The sequence below is a fragment of the Colwellia sp. E2M01 genome (assembly GCF_018860585.1).
Classification (GTDB): Bacteria; Pseudomonadota; Gammaproteobacteria; order Enterobacterales; family Alteromonadaceae; genus Colwellia.
In genome coordinates, this window is sequence record NZ_JAHKPR010000081.1 from 1 (window position 1) to 20,108 (window position 20,108).

The following is a 20,108-nucleotide window of genomic DNA, read 5'->3' on the forward strand; positions in this document are numbered from 1 at the left end:
AAGCTACATCCATGTAGCGTCCTTGTCAAAATCAATAACGCAGCATGTAAGCCTTTTAAATTCGCCCTTTGGGAGCTTGCTCTATGTACATTAACATCGTTAAATTTATTTGATTTAGAATGACTAGACCTAAACAAATTCGCCTTGTTATTGCACATCGAGCATAGCTCTGAGTTGGGAAGAAATTTAATCAAATTGGTATAAGATGGACTGTGGAGTCTAAATTTGGAGGTGATTTATTGATGCTAGCTATCGAGTTAGAGCGAATTATGAGCTTATTACCCTTTGATTAAAGCTCGCGCTTTATATTTTGTTTGAAGTACTTAGCTCGCAGCTAAATTAGAATTACACTTAGATAGTGGAATATTAGGTAGAGTAGGGGGGATAAAGATAAAAGAGGGTAGATTTCACTCTACCACTCTTGAAGACTTTAGCTAACTGACGGGAGGGTTAATACGGGTCGTTAGGCTTTAATTTGATGATATTTGAATACTCAACAATGTTACTTTCTTTTTTCCACGCTTCAGCCATCGTTGTTAATTTTTTGACTAACTTAGGGTTATCTTTTGCCAGATTTTTTGTTTCACCTGGATCAACACTTATATCGTATAACTCATACATAATGCCTGGTTTTGCAAGCGTTTGTAAATACCAGCCAGGTTCAATTAAAAGTTTCCAACGCCCTTGGTAAAGTACGCTTTGTTGTCCTTTATCATTGTTAAAAATAGCCTCTGGCGGCGCCATTTTCTCACCTTTAAGGGTAGCAATAATGTTTCGGCCATCAGGCTTTCTTGGTGTTGAACCATGGAATTTTTCAGGAAACTTAACGTTAGCAATATCTAATAGTGTTGGAACAATATCACCCACCCATACTACATCATCAGTAATGGTTCCAGGTTTTACAACACCAGGCCAATTAGCAATAGCATGTGTTCTAGCACCACCTTCCCATAGTAAGGCTTTAACGCCTTTATAAGGTGAATTCATCAAGTCGCCAATGTGAGAGGCGGCACCATTATCTGAAAAGTATAAAATAAGGGTGTTTTCATATTCGCCACTGGCTTTTAAACTAGCAATAAGCTTACCTACGTTATCATCTATTTTTTCTATCATAGCGCCATGAACAGCAGATTGAAGTCTAAACTTATCAATCTTTGCTTGGTCTTGTTTAGTCCATAGGTAATTATTGTTTGCAACTTTTACGTCTTTTGGAAATAAGCCTTCATCAATCGCTCCTTGATGGCGATCATCGGCAATTTTTTGTAAATTACTGTAACGTTTTAAATATTTTTGTACTAACTCTTCTGGAGCTTGTAGTGGTTTGTGCGGTGCTCTATAAGCAACATACATGAAAAATGGCTCGTCTTTAGTTGCAGCTTCATCCATCATTTCAATAGCGCGATCAGTCATACCGTCTGTGGCATAGAAAGCTTTTTCTGATTTACCATGACATCCGCCATAACGCTGCTTATTAAATGCGTTATCAAAGTAGCAATGCATGTTGTACTTATTGTTATATTTTAACGAAGCTTTATTGTTATCTTCGTAATAGTTATGAGGATCTTCAGGGCTAAAGAATAAGTTACCTTGAGCGCCATGAAAAACAAAACTTTTTTGAAAACCACGTTGTGGTGGGAGCGAAAGGTAGTCTTGCTCCATTTCTTCTTTAGTTAACTTTAGACCTGAGCCTGAGTGGGCTTCTTCCCAAGCATGCGATAATTCTTTTGGGTTGTTTTTTATGTAGCTACCCCCTAAATGCCATTTACCAGCCATTAAAGTCTGATAGCCATTATCACCAAGTAATTCAGAAATTAGCGGCTGCTCGTAAGGTAATCTGCCTCGGTGTGCTGGAAATGGTAATTCTCTAACCCAATCACCAACAACGCCACCACCAAAACCAACATGAGCAGCATTAACCCCGGTTAACAAGGTGGCTCGTGTTGAACTACATCTAGCATTACTGTAGAAACTACTAAAACGCATCCCCGTTTTTGCTAATTCATCAAGGTTAGGGGTGTCTATTTCACCACCAAAGCTACCTAAATCGGTAAAACCTGAATCATCAGATAGTATTACTACTATATTAGGTCGTTTATCTGCAGCATGGCTAAAAAATGATAATAGAACACTGCATAACATTAAGCATGTTAAAATATTTTTTTTCATTATTTTTCTCTTAAAATATTGATTGAAATAGAAATATATTCAGTTAAATTACGCTAAGTATTTAACTATGAGTAGTGGTTAGTCTAAAAATAAAATGGTGCAATCTTTGTAAAAGTATTAAGGACTACACATCAAATTGTCGGTATTAACTCTCTAGCCTTACTTTTTAAGTTAATTTATAACACTGTTTTTCATTTTTATTAGGTGATTGATGCCACCTATATTTTTGATGATAAGATTCTAAATTCGCTTAATGAATGCATTGTAAATGGTAGCAATATAATCTTAATAAGGTTTAGTAACTTACAGTTACTAAACCTTATTAAAATTATTATCTAATGTTTGCTTTTATAGCTTTAATTGCGCCGCTAATATTTGAGCTACGCAATGCATCAAGAATCAATTTATGCTCTGCAACACATTCACTGCTTGATGTAATTCGCTTATAATTCAAACGCATTCTCATCACATAAGGGTACCAAAGGTTTACAAGCTCATCACCGCCTGCTTTATTGATTAAATACTTGTGAAAAGCAATATCACTTTTGGTTACTTGGGTATAATCTTCTTTAATGAAAGCATTTTGTAAATCAGCGAGTAAATTATCTAATTCAGTAAATGCTTGTTCTGTTAGTTTATCCTTTAACTGTTCTACAGCATAAACTTCAATATCTCGGCGTAATTTAATCATTAACCTTTGTAGTTTTACATCAAGTATACTGTTAACAGAAGCACCACAATTATTTTTAGAAATCAGTAAACCTTCCTTACTGAGTTGTAAAATAACATCTCTAATTGGGCCTCGTGACACACCAAATCTGTCAGCCATCTCTTTTTCATTTAATTTAGTATTTGGCGCTAAATCACCTGATATGATGTCTGAACGTATTTGATCGGCTATTTGATCTTTTACTGACAGAATTCTATTTGGCTTACTTGTATTCATGTTAACTCCATAACATTCATTATTTATTCAATTGTATTTTTTATAAAAATTTTAGCGCTCAATTTTATCGTTTAATATTAAGATTACAATTGTTATATGGTTTATTGTTCACCAAAAACATAAAAACTTTACATTTGACCTTGGATTGTACAAATAACACTCAATTAAATTCGTATTATTAACAAATTTTATAATGAGAGAGTAAATGAAAGGGCAATGTTGAATACCGATTAAATGAAAGAATAGCGATTGAACGATTCGCTATTCTTTACAAGTTAATACAAGGCTATTTAAATCTACGTTCGTACATAGTTGAATGAAGTTCTTTAGCTGCTTCAACCATTGGAGCGTACGGAGTATCGGTAACTGTTATAAAGCCAACATTATAATTTTCACCGTCATACGCTCGGCCTGAAATTGGCGAGTCTATGTACTGGAACCAATGGGCACCAATAAAGTAAGGATTATCAATAACTGAGTGCATATAGTCTTTATACATTTTCGCACGGTCTTCTTGGTCAGATGCCATTACTAAACCAGGGTGATATAAACCAGTATCCATAGCACCAATATGGAATTCACCAATAATACTTGGTTTATCAATTTGACTTAAGAAATCCCATGAACTTGCAGCTAACCCTTCTTTATAGATGTTGTAACTAACTACATCTGCATATTTAGCTGATGCTTCAATCACTTCATCTGACATAGCCCAGTTTGGAAGGCGAGCCCCAAGGTATAAATGATTAGGCATATGTTGCGTTAATGCACTTTCAACAACACTGAAATATTTATCTACATAACTTGATAATAATGTTGAGTAATCTTCTATTTGAACTTCATTATTAATATCGGAATTTATTCCTTTATCAAATGTGGCCCAACTTTCAATATTTTTACCCCATGCTTTATTTAACTTGGCTATATCAACATATTTTTCTTTCATTAATCGTGTAAATACAGCTTTTGTAGGTACGTCCTTACCGTCGCGCTTTAAGGTACTTATTACAATGCCGTAAGTACTTTCAGGGGTACCAGGTCGACCAAAGCTTTTTTCATTATCAATAAACACACCAACACACCAAGGGTTATTTTTAACTTGCTCAGCAACTGTTTTTACTGTGAACTGTGCGCGCTCTTCAAATACAGGATCAAATACGTCAGGCATAGCTCCCCAGAAGTCATCGCCGCTTGATACAGTTTTAAAGTCACCAATTATCCAACCATTGGCAAAGAAAGGTACTTTATTCGTATGGTAAAACATTGGATCATTCCAGTTACCTAATGAAGTGAAGCCCCAGTCAATCATGCGATCTAATGTTACATCTACCCATTTATCCATAACGGCTTGGTTACTTTCACCATTATTACCGTATTTTCTCTCTAAGTTAGCCGAATAAAAACTGAAGGTTTCACCATGTTTCATTGGACCAGAATGCGCGCTAATGCGGTATCCGAAATGCTTACCTAATGATTCATCGTAAGTTGGTAGCCATTCAAATAAGTCAGCTCTTGTTTGAGACTTTAATTCTCTGGTTTTCGCAATCTCATTACTCACTCGGTTTAAGCCCTGTGAGTCTTCAGGTGTAACATTATCGGCAGATCTTTGCGCAATAAGTGCTTGATCAAAATCATAACCAGTCATAGTCGATGAGTTAGAAAGTCTTATTACATCAATACCTGTCGCAAAATAAAGGTAGCCGTCAGGGTCAACTAAAGACCATACACCATCAACTTTTTCAGTTCTAAAGTAGCCTGTAGCTTTTAATTTAGGCCCTGTTTTCCAACCGCCATATTGAGAGCGATCTTTTGGTAATAACCCTGTTAAATGTTTAGCTTCTTCATTTTTTTGATTGAGTAAGTCTTGGTCTGTGTGAATTTTACTTGGAAAATCAACCGTCGCATTTTGACCGTATTTATCAACAATGTTAGTTAAATATGCAGGGTTAAAATCAGGATTTTTTCTTAATCTTAAATTACTTAGAGTAATTTCTTTGTCAAATAAATTGCTTTGCACACTTAATGAAATTTGTTTTATGCCTTTAAGGTTTAAGTTCTTCTTTCCCCATAAAGAAATAAATTGAATATCATCAGACTCCCAAGTATCAGGGTTACCACGCAAGCCTGAGGTGAAATTTAATTCTACACCTTCTTCGCCTTCAGGTGTCGCAAGGTCATGGCCTGCCATCTTAGCGTAATAAGTATTACTATCACCCACTGGAACATTAATGCTGCGAGTGTAGGTTCCACCGTCTATATCGGTTATATCAAGAAATAGTTGAACACTGTGTTTACCATGATTAGCAATGTCTATAGCAAGGTTAAAATCTTCTTTTTGGCTCCAATCCCAAGGCGTTTCCGGTGATAAAGCAATACCGCTATAACTATTTTTTTGAGAATCAAAATTAACAGTCAGTCCTTGATTATCAGGTGTAGGTTGTGCTGAAGAATTTATGAACCGAACCTGCTCAAGAGCAGATTTTGAATTAAAATCAATCAAGGATTGCAATTCAATATCGGTAGGTGATTGTGCGGTATTGTTTTCTACCTTAATAGACTCCGAATTACATGCACTTAATGTGGTCAGCGCTATAGCTATACTAGATAGCAATAGTATGGTTTTTTTGTTCATTAATTAATACCCCTTATTTTTGTAATCATTTCAGTATACATACTTTTTGCATAAAGTAAATTGTTAACAATAATCATTTGTGAGTTTTAATATTTTTTGTATTATTAACAATTTTAACTAATATTTAGTTGTTAGTTAGATAAATAAATAAACTATTAGCTAAAATGCTGATTTTATATTTCTTATGATTAACGCTAATACATTTATAGCTACTTTATATAGTGTATTTGGTGACAGGTTTAACTACAGCAATCTTCGTATATGGTTAATTGTGTATTGTTAACAAAATAAAGTTGACAAGCTTTGTTTTATGAGTTTAAAGTGGTTATGTAAATAAATGTTAATAGCTTTAATAATATCAATATATACCTATGTGAACCTTGGGTTTATATAAATATTATGGTTACTAGCTTTATTTATAATGACAGAAGACAAAAATTAATAAGACATAAATAAACGCCAACAAATATAAAAAGAGAAAACTCAAGGTACCTAGGGGATCTAAAATGATAAATCCAAGTATAAAATTTAAATTAAGTCCTGTATGCATAGCTTTACTTGCATCAACAAGTCTTAATATATCTGCACAAGAAGCTGCTTCTGAAAGTAACAGTGCTAATGCCCAAGAAGATAAAATTGAAGTTATTGAGGTTACCGGGTTAGCAGGTAGCCTGAGAAAAAATATTAACGACAAACGATTTGCGTCTGGTATTTCTGACTCAATCAATGCTGAAGATGTAGGTAAAAGTACCGATCAGAACATTGCTGATGCATTAGGTCGAATTACTGGTGTTACTGTTGTAAGTGCTGATGGTGAAGGTACACGAATTACTGTTCGTGGTGCTGACGCTAACCAAAACCAAATCACACTGAATGGCCAAACGTTAACATCGACCGATTTTTCGCAAGCGGTTGATTTAAGTTCTTTTTCTGCAGATATATTATCCAAATTAGAAGTTATTAAAACCTCTAGTGCAGACCAAGATGAAGGTTCATTAGGTGCTTCAGTTAACTTGGTTACTGTTCGACCTTTAGACCAAGTAGAAAGTGTTCGTTCATTAACACTACAAGGTCGTTATAGCGACTTCTCAGAGGAAGTAAACCACAAGCTTAATTTTTCTATTTCAGAAAAATTCTTGGATGATACTTTTGGTGTTGCTTTCACTGCATATGATGAAACAAATGCTTTTCGTAAAGATCAATATAGAACGGATAATTTTAACCCATCTCAACTGTACACTCAGGCAGTCGATCAACACGGAAATACCATTTCTAACGTAAAAGCAATCGAGGCAGCTAATGCGACTTATGAGCTTCACCAGAATGAAAGTGATCGTTTTGGTGGCTCTTTAGGTCTTCAATACTTAATTGGTGATTCGACCGAAATCATGTTTGATGCTACCTATAGTAAGCAAAATATAGTGAGAACAAAAGACGCTATTCAAACTAAAAGCTTCTCGAATAACCCTAACTGGGTAGAAGGTGATACCTCCTCTAGTTTCGTAAGAGACCCTAATCCATATAGCGATCCTATTGACTGGATTCAAGTTAATACTGACACCCATGACACAACTCAACGTCTTAACCGTTACGGTAACGGTAATATGCTTCGTTCAGATGGTGGTGAAGAAAATGATAACCTCAGCACTACGCTAAACCTTACAACAGAGCTTACAGATTCTTTCCGTGTTGACGCTCAAGTAGGTTATTCTTCGAGTAAATCAGAAAGCTTACCAAACGCTTCTACATACATGGAAAACCATTGGCAAGTACCTGGCTTTTTATTATACGATGCGGGTAGCGATATTCAACCAGTAGGTACTCAGTGTACTGCTGGTGATATTTGTAAAATGGTTTACGGAGACACTTTTGTTGACTTTGGTGAAAATTTATACGGCTATGTTGACGAAGAGGGAGCTACCAGAGCGGGTAATTATGACAATACCGCTACTACTGGTTTTAACCCTCAAGACACCGCATCTTTCTTCTTAGGTAATATTACAGAACTAGATCGTAGTGTAGAAGATACAATTATCAATGCTCAAGTAGATTTTGAGTGGGATATCTACGAATTTGGTATTTCTTCTATAGAGTTTGGTGCTAAAATTTCTAAACGTAACAAAGTAGTTGACGACCAGAGCTTTACCTTCCGTTCGTTAGAAGCAAGTGAAGTTATTGTTGATCCTGTTACAGGTGAAACTATCGTTGAACCTGGCGGCGCCTTAAATGATATTCGTGGTGATATGATCGCTGGTGAACCGATCAAATATGATGATTTCATGGCATCGCTTGGTGTAGGCAGAGAAGGTGCAACAGTAGGTTGGACACCTATTGATGTGTTTAAAGCTAAAGAAATGGTTTTAGGTGATGGTGATGTTGTACGTGATGTTGATAACACAGCTTCTCGTGAGACAGATATAGATACTCAAGCTCTTTACTTAAAAACTAATTTTGAGTTTTTTGATAGCAAGTTAACCGGTGATATCGGTGTTCGTTATGTTAAAACTGAGGTTGATGCAAGCGGCTATTCAGGTATTAATTATTACGAAAGTGGTGACTTACAACGTGATATGGACCGTCATACACTAACTGAGTTAGCAGACAGAAGTTTACCAGAATGTCCTGCAATTAAGGTAGGCCCTACTGGAGAGGTAAAACTGTATGACCAAAAATATCAACGTGTTGATGGTTTAGGTTGGGATACAAGTGCAGGTCCAGATCCATCAACTTGGACACCAATTCCTGATGCTGGTCCATGTCATGATCCAGCATTTGCAGACTACGCAGACGCATTAAACAGTTTCCGCGCAGGAACAGGCCCACAACCAAACCCTAGTACCTCTGATGTATTATGGCAAACAGCTTGGCGTTACGCAGATGTTTCGACTAGTACTACATACGGTTTTGATGAATTACCACTATGGAATGGTAACACTGATGGACAAAATACAAATTATAGTGCGGCAAACCCTGTTAATAAAGGCCTTGCTTCGGTAGCGGCTAATAAAACTCATAGTTATACTAACTTTTTACCTAGTTTAAACCTTAACTATGCAGTAAATGATGAGTTTATTGCTCGTTTTGCTGTGTCTCAAACTATGACTCGTCCAGAGATAGATTTGTTACGACCTGGTTATAAATTAAACGAAGGACAGTATTGGGGAAGTGGTAGTACCAATTCTGGTAACGTTACTGTATTTAACACTGAGTTAGAGCCACTTGAATCAATTAATTTAGATTTGTCGGCTGAATGGTATTTCAGTGATACAGGTATGTTAAGTCTTGCCTATTTCAGAAAAGATATGTCTAACTTTGCTGACCGTGAAACAGCGTTATCCCTTGTTAAGAGCGTAAGAGACCCTAATGACGCTCCTACCAATGGCGCGGATCTGATTTTAACAGCAGACGATCCTATTGGTGACTGTCATCCTCTTAGAGCTGCTACCGAATTCGGGTATAAAGAAAATGACGCTACGACGTATAGTGGTAATCCAGTAGATGATTGTGCAAATATGTTAGTGACCAAATATGTCAACTCTAAGGATGCTGTAATTGACGGTGTAGAAGTTGGTTATATGGATACTTATGACTTTATACCTGAAATGTTTGATCTACCTGAATGGACAGGTGGGTTCGGTGTTTCAGCTAACTATACATATCAACAAAGTGAGTATGATTCAGGGGCTTCATCTATTGACCCAACAGTTACACTACCTTCATACCCGGTAGCGGATACACCAGAGCATAGCTATAACTTTACTGGTTTTTGGGAACATAGTGGTCATCAACTACGCTTGAGCTATAGAGGAACTTCTGACTCACTAGTAGGTACCGACTTTTTTAATGGTCAGTCAGGCCGTACTTGGAACCAAGGCTCTATCTGGAATGAGGGGCGTAATACCCTAGATTTATCGGCCTCATATAAAGTGAATAACGATATTTCAATTACCTTCCAAGCTATCAACTTAACTGACGCAGCTTATAGAACTTACTTCACAAGCAGAACGTTAGATGTACAAAAAGTAGCCGCTGATAATGCAGCAGGTTATGACTTTGTAGCGTTAGATGAAGGTAATCCACTTGACGGTGATGCCCCAACACATCGTACTTACACTAAGTACAAAGTGGGCACTACTTACCGTTTAGGCGTACGCGTTAATTTCTAAAAATTTAAAGGTTAGGGACAACATAGTCTTGTCCCTAATCAAGATATAGGTGTTAAATTATGAAAACATTTAAAAGTTCAAAAATGTTATTAGCAAGTTCAATTGCACTTGCATTGTCTGGCTGTGGTAGCGAAAGCTACACACCAGAAGTTAAACCGAATGACAATGCCCCGACTCATGGTGGCGATATAAACATTACAATTAATGAAAATATAGAAACTCCTGAACTAACTAGGTTAGTTGACTTGTTAGGTACCCCACAAGGTGCTACTTCTGGCGAAGGCGTTGCTACTGATGCAGACGCAAATTACCTATCTGTGTCTGATGTTGTTATTGAATCGACAGGTGATGCACCTGATGATGTTGCTGCATCTGGAGTATCGTTAACAGGCAATAAATTAACCATTCGTCCTGAAGTATTTGCGCCTTCATTAGATAGTGGCGAGACTCACACTGTTGTTGCTACTTACAATGTGTTTGATGGTAAAAATAAAACACCTAGAACTGCAACTATTACTCTCAACGGTTTAGATTTTGCGCCGGTGGCTACTGGCGATCTAGTTGGTAATTTTACTAAAGATGCTGGAATAGTCACTTTAGATTTACTTGCGAATGTATCTGACGCCGATGGTGAAGTATTAACTGTTCTCGCTTCAGATATTACTCCTGATAATGGCAACCCATTTGCATTGCCATTGTCTGTTGTTGATAATATGCTGAATGTCGATATTGCATCAATCGCCTCTCAAGTCCCTGATGGCGAGCAGGTAACGTTCAATTACACTTATACTATTAAAGATAATAATCATGAAATTGAACGAAATATGACCATCAATATTCTTGGGGTTAAAGACGTAGCTGGTGCACCACTGTTTGCTGAATACTTTTTAGCAGATAGCGTTGATGAAACCGCTACGGTTCAAGTATATGACCTTGCTGTTGATGCTGTTGATCGTGAAGGCGATGATGTTGTTGTTAATACAATTAAGTTAAATGGCAGTGAAACCATTCCTTATGGTATATCTGTAGAGGAAAATAACTTAACGTTTGATCCTCATGCTTTTTTTGCTGATGTGAAAGCAGGTGAAACAAAAGATTACACATTCACTTATAAAGTTGCTGATACTAATGGTAACACTTCTGATGGCGAACGTACTTTAACCCTAACTTTAAATGGTGTTGAAACCAACCTGATGACAGCTAATGGTTTCCCTAATGCTGATTTTGAAAAAGATGCTTCTGTTGGACCAATTACTGACAGTAATACATCTGGTTTTGTTACTATAGGATGGATAAATGCAAATTGTGATGTAAGAACCATTCAAGCAGAGTCAGCTAGAACAGGTAACTATGGTTTAAGATTTGAAGGTGCAGCATGTGATCTTGATGTTGTTGCGGAAAACTTCATACCATCTTTGGCTGATGATGAAAAGTATCTAGCATCTTACTGGTTCCGTTCTGATACAGATACAGAAAGTAAGAATATTTATTCTTCTGTATTTACAGGTACTGCAAGGTGGGCTGGTAGTCGCTCATTAGATACAAGAACAGGTGTATGGAGAGAAGTAACTCACTCTTTAAGCACTAAAGAAGGCGGTAATTGGGATGGGCAAGAGGAAAGCCCAATCAATTTTGCTCTAATGCAGTGGGAAACTGAGGTCGGTCAGCATGATGTTGATGATATAACATTAATAAGCTACGGCGACTATGACAAAGCTGCTCATGATATTATCGTTGATAATGCAGGTCTTTTCGAAGGAGATGTTCCGGTAAATTCAGGCGGTGGTACTGTAGCTATTAATGATGCGATGGAATTGACTGTTAATACTACTGGCTCTACTGGAGTGACAGTTAGTCTTCCGTTAAAAGCAGGTGCAATAAAGGCTGGAAATCGTTACGTTGTTGATTTAAATACAGAGTACACGAATTTCGGAGATAATTATACTGTGGATGCTGCAACGCCGATTACTATTAGTATTCGTAATGTAGCAATGACACAATCGTTTTCAACAACTGTTAATACCTGGGGAGCATTTATGATGAACCCTGATGGAGTACTAAGTACGGGCTCTAACCCTGCGGATGTTGATTGGGAAAATGAAGATCTAATATTAGATATTTCATTTACTGAAGCTAACGCGATGTATAATATTGATAATGTACGTGTTTATGCAATTCCTGAGTAATTAGGAAGTAGCTAAAATGTAAAAAGCCGTTCCTTGTGAACGGCTTTTTTCTTTGTAAACTTATCGAGCCGTGTATTCAATCTTATTTGCATCAATTATTAGAATCATTTTTTATTTAACGATAATATTTATTGACTATATAATTTTGATTATTAACAATATTTACATTCAGTAAGGTGTATAGAAGAGCATTATGAAAGACAATATACAATCAATTGTGATAGTTGGAGCAGGCTCTGCGGGTTGGATCACAGCAGGCGTTTTGGCTTCACGTTTTCCTACCCGAATAGCAAATAAAGAACTTACTATCACGCTATGTGAATCACCCAATATTCCAACGGTTGGTGTAGGTGAAGGTACTTGGCCTACCATGGCTTCAACGCTGCAAAGTATGGGTATTTCAGAAACTGACTTTTTAAAAGAGTGTGATGTATCTTTCAAACAAGGCTCAAAGTTCCAAGGTTGGGATAATGATCAGGGAATTGGTTTTTATCATCATCCCTTTGATGATTTACAGCGTTCTATTGATGGCGTTTTTGCTGAATTTTGGTCAGAAAAATCTAATACTCAAACCCCAGAACAAGCTTTTTCGAAACAATTTTCAGTTCAATCTGAAATTTGTGACCGTGCTTTAGCGCCTAAATCTATTACAGATGCGGAATATAAGTCGTCAACCAATTATGGTTATCATTTAAATGCAGGTTTATTTTCATCGTTTTTACAAAAACATTGTGTTGCTAAACTCGGTGTAAACCATGTTTTGGCTGAAGTAAATGAAATAAGACAAGACGAACAGCAAAATATAACGTCTCTTGTTTTTGATAACGGAGAAGTTCTCGCAGGTGATTTATTCATTGACTGCACTGGTTTCAAATCACTACTTCTTGGCGAGACATTAGGGGTTAAATTTAAACCAGTTGATGATATTTTATTTGCAGACACGGCATTAGCTACACAAGTAGAGTATAGTGACCCCAATGGTCCTATTGCCTCTTGTACTAAATCAACGGCGCAAGATGCAGGGTGGATTTGGGACATAGGGTTACCATCACGTAGAGGTGTTGGCTATGTGTTTTCAAGTAAATACAGCTCAGTTGAACAAGCGAAAGTTGATTTATTACGTTATATAGAATCAACAGGCGGCTCAACCGATAACCTTACCATACGAAAAATACAGTTTACCTCGGGTCATAGAGAAAAGTTTTGGCATAAAAACTGTGTTGCTGTAGGTTTATCAGCGGGATTTTTAGAGCCACTTGAAGCCTCAGCATTAGTACTAGTTGAATTATCTGCAATAATGATTGCAGAGCAACTACCTTTAACACATAACGTCATGGAAATATCAGCTAAACGTTTTAACGATAAGTTTCAGTATCGTTGGAGTAGGGCAATAGACTTTCTCAAATTACATTATGTGTTAAGTAATAGAACGTCACCATTTTGGCTAGAAAATAAAAAAGAAAACACCATTCCTGAAAGGTTACAAGAGTTACTCACTTTATGGAAACATAAAGTGCCTAACGTGCATGACTTTGAAGCGACAGGTGAACTTTTTCAGGCGACAAGTTATCAGTTTGTATTGTATGGAAGTTCATTTCGTACCGAACCCCTTTTTGAACTTGAGCCTTATATTAAAAATTATGTAACTGAGAATATTAGACAAAAAAATATCAGAGAGAATAAACTACTTTCTGCATTGCCAACAAACCGAGATCTACTTAATAAAATTTATAAATATGGTCTATCTAAAATTTAAATAACGAGAAAATTATGACAACTAATACCATGGAATTACTTGATACCGTTCGCCACAAAAACATTAAAATAAAGACTTCTTTAATTGATGTGCCACACAACCACATCAATACAGCAATTGTAGTGGTAGGTGAATTGGCTACCTTAGTACATGAATACCCTATATATATTACTAAAAACCCAGGAACGGGACAATTTCAACTAAGTGCTATTTTCGGTTTTGAAAAAGGTGAAAACTTGTATTTAAAAAAGAATGCTTGGCAAGCAACTTACCTACCATTAGACATGCTAAGACGACCTTTTATTGTTCACATGCCTGAAGGTGATTTGTCTGAAGGAGCTAGGCTTGTGCTTGATACCGCTAGCCCTTCATTAACAAAAGGTAAGGGGGAGCGTCTTTTTAATGATAAGGGCGAGGCTACTGATTATTTACAACGTATTCAGAAAACGTTCTCTCAATTAATGTCTGGTACTAAAGAAACTAATGATATTTTAAAGAAAGCTGATGAAATGGGGTTAATTGAACCGGTATCCATTGATATTCAGTTTAATGATAAAGAGGCCACAAGCTTAACTGGTTTATATGCTATAAATCAGAAAGCGGTAACTGAACTCAAAGGTGATGCTCTTGAACAGTGTCATCACAGTGGAATATTGCAGGTATGTCATCTATTACTATCATCAGGTCTTCATATTGAAAAGTTGATAAAGTGGAAAAACTCACAGAAAAAGTAAAAGCTAGAAAAGAAAGGGTAATACGACTGAAGTTGTTACTCACAGCTAGCGCATTATATACCCGCTCAACTTGAAGATGCAGAATTCAGCTGGAATTAGAAACGCCTTTAGGCAAGGCATTGATTGTAGAGAATGGTTGTTCATTCTCAAAATCAATAAAGCGGCATAAAGCGGTTCTAAGCCAGCCCTTGGGGAAGACTGAGCAAATCATACCCTGCGTTACATTTCTTTTTAAGGGAACAACCCTTGATAAAAAAAAGTGCCTTGGTTATGAATCGCTCAGACTTCCTGAAACGAACATCTTCAAGAGGAACGGGTATATACCTAAGTACCTGGAATATGTTTGTTTCAGAATAACTAAGGAAATAATAGTAAAGACGTCTGATTTATTAATGGTTATTTCCTTATAAATCAGACGGATGACTATTTTTAATTGCAATTCCCCCTGTTATATTATCAATACTTCTCGTTCATACTTATTAATTCAACCCTATATAGATCTTTCTTGATGGAAGTGATAACTTGATTGTTCACTGTATATTGTTAACAATAAAAAGGTATGAATAATATGAGAATAAACAATATAGGCATAAAAGGGGGGAATACTACTAAGTATTCAACACAGACTAAGAAGGGATTGTATAAAACGCTGCTACTTGCAGCACTAACTACACTTTCCGCATGTTCCGATGACGATGATACGCAAGAGCCAACACAAGCATCTTATGAAACAGGTGTGTTTATTGATTCACCTGTTATAAACATAGATTATAAAACTAATAGCAACAGTGGAAAAACTTCTGCATCAGGGGAATTTACTTATCTTCCCGGCGAAAAAATAACGTTTTTTATTGGTGACCTCGTTTTACCAGAAGTTACTGCAGGTAGCGTAATTACGCCTATTGATATTGCTAAAGCTGCAAACGATGATATTGATATGCAATCTATTATTGCGGTGAATATTGCTCGATTATTACAAACACTTGATTTAGATAACGATCCAACAAATGGCATCGAAATAGCTTCAGATTTAGCTCTCAATTCAACAATTAACTTTTCGGCAGAGCAGCAAGATTTTGAAACAGAACTTTCAGCAGCTGCGCCAAATTATACCATAGTAGACGTTGAAGCCGCCTTAGCGCATATTGAAAGTGTGTTAAACGAACGTGGTATTGATATCACCATATTAAATAACTACACACCACATAACGACGATACTGGCGGCGGTGATACTGGCGGCGGTGATACTGGCGGTGGCGATACTGGCGGCGGTGATACTGGTGATACGAATATTAGTTTAACTTCACTTCCCACTGTAATCACTAATATTAATAGCTTTAAACAAACGGTAAATATTACTGGCGGATTACAAAAGTTAATCACCTTAGATTTAGCTATTGAACAAAACTACGCAAGTTTAAGTCTTTTTTCTGGTGAAACATTACTAATAGATAACCTTGACGTGCCAAGCGAAGGTAATAGTGTATTAAAAATATTAGTAACATTTCCACAAACTGGAAACCAAGAGTTAACGTTTGTTGGTCGCAGTACTGATATCACATTAAATTCAGTTAACATTGCTAGTGCTGCTGAGCAACTAGTTAACTTTACTGATATTTCAGAAAGCATGGGATTAATCACCGAAGATACGTTGAAATATGGTGGCCCAGCCGTTGGTGATGTTAATAATGACGGACATTACGACTTTATAACAATTAACCATAATTATATTCCTCCGCAATTAGTCACCAACAACGGCAATAATACAGTCACTATTGAGCGACTGTTTCCTAACTCTCAAGATTTTCATGGTGCATCGTTAGCTGATTACGACAATGATGGCGATTTAGATATTATGGTTGCCTTGGGTGGCGCAAATGGCACTAGCCCAACATCTTATGCACTACTTAAAAATAATGCAGGTACATTCGAAAATGTTGCTGTTGAGTCAGGTATTACTACGCCAGCGCGAGGAAGAGCACCAAGATGGTCAGATTTTGATTCCGATGGTGATTTAGACATTATGTTAGTTAATGCTAAAACGCCTAACGACGATGGCCCTATTCAGTTGTTTTATCGCAATATGGGAGATGGAACATTTACTCCTGTTCGCGTAGCGGGCTTAGAAAGTCAAAATTCAGAACGTATATTAATGACTGACTTTAACGGTGATCAAATTGACGATCTTGTGATGTATTCGCCTTTAACGTTATGGCAAGGTAACGGTGATTTTACCTTTACTAATGTCACTGAAACACATTTACCAGAAGCATTACAGTATGTTTGGGGTATTAATGCTGTTACTGATGTTGATCTTAATAACGACGGTAAATTAGATTTATACTTCGCTTTTGGTAAAACTCATTACCAATTATCTAGGAAGTCAATCGACTTCAATCCAACCAGTGGCTCACTCAACATTCATGATGATGGTGAAACAGGCACAACCTTAATTAATTTTGCTGCGGACGGTGACGTTACGCTATCAGATCTCGGTTTAACTTATCGTCAGTGGGATGGTAATTACCCTATCTTTTTAGGTTCGGCAAAAGACCGCCACGTTGTTAAGGCTGATGGTTTTCAACCAAACCAACTACCAGCTGAAATGGTAAATGCAGAAGAAACATTAACTATTACGCAAGCGAGCGCGGTGGGCTGGCCAGAAGATAGATCTGTTAATGGTTTATACATAGGTCATACAGGCGATGGCCAATGGAAAGCTGAGTGGGTACGTGATCAAGACATCTACTGGAATGTTTCATTCACGCTAGACACCTTAACTGACGTTAACATTGATTGGGTTCCTAATAACCGTAACGGTCAAGATATTTTGTTAGTTAACCAAGGTGATAAGTTTGTTGATGTAAGCGATGACTGGGATTTACCAAAAGGTGGTGATCATTGGGGCGTAACGCATGGTGACTTTAACAACGATGGTTGGAATGACTTGTTTGTTTATCGTTATGGCTTTTTGAAAGAGCGCATTACTGATTTACTACTACTTAATACTGGCGAAGGTAGCTTTATAACCACGCACATGCATGGCGCAATGGATGTTAATGACAACGGCCATGGCGATATGGGGCAAGCGTTTGATTTCGACAAAGACGGCGCTGTTGATATGTTAAGCGGCAGTGAAGAAGGTGGGCATTGGTACTTATGGAAAAATGACAAAGCTAATAGTAATAATTACTTATTAGTTGATGTTGGCTACAGCCCATTACATAACATAGATGCTATGTCTGCACAGATTATCGTGACGTTAGAATCTGGTGATGTATATAAAAAACGTGTTGCTTCAGCGGGTGAAGTATTTTCAGCAGGTATTATAGATACCGTTCACTTTGGCTTAGGTCAGGCGATTAACATCACCTCTGTAGAGGTTAAATGGCGCAATGGTGAGTCAGTGTTATTAACGGGTGTTAACGCAAACGGCATAGTAACCACTGATGATGCGAGTAGCCCAACGCCAGCTGCTATCGATTTAGATGCATCAACGACCAAGGTACGCCCTAACGAAAGCCTGTCATTAACACCAACATTCACGCCATTAAATGCCGTACCAAGTGTTCAATGGACTTCTAGTGATAACAGTATCGCTACTGTTAATGAGCAAGGTGTTGTAACAGGTGTTACTGATGGTGATGTCACTATTACCGTTACCTCAACAGTAGATAATAATGTATCAGCTCAGGTGGTTATTACTGTGGGGGATTATGAAATTGTGTACGCCACTGATGTCACTATCTCAGGTGATAACGAAGCATTTTATGTGGGCCAACAAACCCAGTTAACTGCAGATGTTGTACCTGGCAATGCTGATAATCAAGAAGTAATCTGGTCAAGTAGTAATGAATCAATCGCTACAGTAGATGAAACTGGCTTAGTGTCTAATGTTTCTGTAGGTAACGCTACTATTACGGCTAGTGTAATAAGTGGCGAGAATAACGAAACGGTTACAGATACTGTTGACATTTTCGTTGACGAGTTCTCCGCTATATCTATTGCTTATGATGATGATGGAAAGTACACCGGTGATATTTACGCTGATGATTTGTTTGAAGTAACTGTTAACTATCATGCTGGCTCTGCTCAAGTGGTTAATGAAGCAGGAATGAAATTCTTTTTACGAGAAATGAACTCTGCATGGGGTGTTGTTAACGATATTACTTCTGACGATACATCAGTAGCCGCTACAGAATCTGGTAGTGCTTCCGTTACCTTTGATTTAACTAATGTTAAATTAACTTCAGAGTTAGATGAAGGGAATTTCTACTTCTTATTTGCTAAATTTACAACCGCTGACGGTAAATCAATAGATAAAGGGCTTTGGCCGCTAAACATTGTTGCAGGAGCTCAGGTTGATACATGTGATGCTAATAATTTACTTGGTTGTGGTAGCGCAAATGCTGAAGGAGGCTCTATTAGTGATTGGTATGCTTATACTGTGGATGATTATGCAACTGACTTATCAAGCCTAGTGACCTTTAGCGATGAACAGGCTAAAGATGGCGCTCAAAGTATTAAGTTTTCTTATACTAATAGCGCGCAACAAAACTTTGTGTTAACCGGCGTTGAGTTTGAAGTGACCAGCGAAGGAAGCTATAAGTTTGATTCTGACGTATTTGGCGCTAACTTATCATCAGGTACGGATTACGTAATTGAAGCGTCAATTCGTCCGGCAGGTGCACCGCAAAATTCAGATACTTATAAGCTATGGCAAAGAAAAGTTGGTGGAGCATGGCAAACTATCAGCACAACTCATACTTTACCAGTAGGTAATTATGTTGTTGGTTATAAGGTATTTAGACCTGCATTCTCAGATACATTAGAGCTAGATGTTTATGTTGATAACTTATCTATTACTCAAGTACTACCGTAAGATAAAGTGTTAAATATAATTGATATACACTTTGATAAGCTATTTTGAAAAGTAAGACTTATAAATCCCCCTTATAAGTAACTCTGCAAAGTAAGTTTTATCAGTGATTTTAATAAATAATGCAAAATGCTGCTTCATTTGAAGTGGCATTTTTTTTGTTTTTTATTTACTAATTAACCTGATCTCGGTTTAATAAATCTTTCTCTAGCAGCTATTTTCTTTACTTTCATCGTTAAATTTACTCGCAATAAACCAGCTATTGACGCGAAATTTGCCTTGCTTATTTTACCGACGATCTTGTGATGTATTCGCTTTTAACGTTATGGCAAGGTAATGGTGATTTTACCTTTACTAATGTCACTGAAACACATTTACCAGAAGCATTACAGTATGTTTGGGGTATTAATGCTGTTACTGATGTTGATCTTAATAACTACGGTAAATTAGATTTATACTTCGCTTTTGGTAAAACTCATTACCAATTATCTAGGAAGTCAATCGACTTCAATCCAACCAGTGGCTCACTCAACATTCATGATGATGGTGAAAAAGGCACAACTTTAATTGATTTTTCGGCAGAAGGGGACGTGATTTTATCAGATTTAGGGTTAACTTATCGCTAATGGAATGGTAACTACCC

General features: G+C 37.0%; 9 protein-coding genes. 6 read left to right on the forward strand and 3 right to left on the reverse strand.

Annotation, left to right across the window (positions count from 1 at the left end):
- Positions 1–450 precede the first annotated feature (450 nt).
- The 3 genes from KO502_RS15300 to KO502_RS15310 all read right to left on the reverse strand — a co-directional run bounded on the left by KO502_RS15300 (position 451) and on the right by KO502_RS15310 (position 5,744).
- Entirely contained in the window at positions 451–2,166 is a 1,716-nt protein-coding gene (locus KO502_RS15300; RefSeq protein WP_216023440.1) for a sulfatase-like hydrolase/transferase, read from the reverse strand.
- Between the two features lie 331 nt (positions 2,167–2,497).
- On the reverse strand, positions 2,498–3,112 hold the full coding sequence (locus KO502_RS15305) for a GntR family transcriptional regulator (RefSeq protein WP_216023441.1): 615 nt from the start codon (positions 3,110–3,112) through the stop codon (positions 2,498–2,500).
- 286 nt (positions 3,113–3,398) lie between these two features.
- On the reverse strand, positions 3,399–5,744 hold the full coding sequence (locus KO502_RS15310; RefSeq protein ID WP_216023442.1) for a beta-galactosidase: 2,346 nt from the start codon (positions 5,742–5,744) through the stop codon (positions 3,399–3,401).
- A gap of 506 nt (positions 5,745–6,250) precedes the next feature.
- Here KO502_RS15310 and KO502_RS15315 point away from each other — a divergent pair.
- The 6 genes from KO502_RS15315 (at position 6,251) to KO502_RS15340 (ending at position 20,091) form a co-directional block, all read left to right on the forward strand.
- A complete protein-coding gene (locus tag KO502_RS15315; RefSeq protein WP_216023443.1) occupies positions 6,251–9,910 on the forward strand; it encodes a TonB-dependent receptor in 3,660 nt (1,219 codons plus the stop codon).
- Positions 9,911–9,969: 59 nt separating this feature from the next.
- Complete coding sequence (locus tag KO502_RS15320; RefSeq protein ID WP_216023444.1) at positions 9,970–12,096, forward strand: hypothetical protein; 2,127 nt, start codon at positions 9,970–9,972, stop codon at positions 12,094–12,096.
- A gap of 193 nt (positions 12,097–12,289) precedes the next feature.
- Positions 12,290–13,852, forward strand: coding sequence for a tryptophan halogenase family protein (locus KO502_RS15325; RefSeq protein WP_216023445.1), 1,563 nt, complete (start codon positions 12,290–12,292; stop codon positions 13,850–13,852).
- Between the two features lie 14 nt (positions 13,853–13,866).
- Complete coding sequence (locus KO502_RS15330; protein ID WP_216023446.1) at positions 13,867–14,586, forward strand: SapC family protein; 720 nt, start codon at positions 13,867–13,869, stop codon at positions 14,584–14,586.
- 568 nt (positions 14,587–15,154) lie between these two features.
- A complete protein-coding gene (locus KO502_RS15335; RefSeq protein ID WP_216023447.1) occupies positions 15,155–19,468 on the forward strand; it encodes an FG-GAP-like repeat-containing protein in 4,314 nt (1,437 codons plus the stop codon).
- 302 nt (positions 19,469–19,770) lie between these two features.
- Positions 19,771–20,091, forward strand: a complete 321-nt coding sequence (locus KO502_RS15340; RefSeq protein WP_216023448.1) for a hypothetical protein — start codon at positions 19,771–19,773, stop codon at positions 20,089–20,091.
- Positions 20,092–20,108 lie beyond the last annotated feature (17 nt).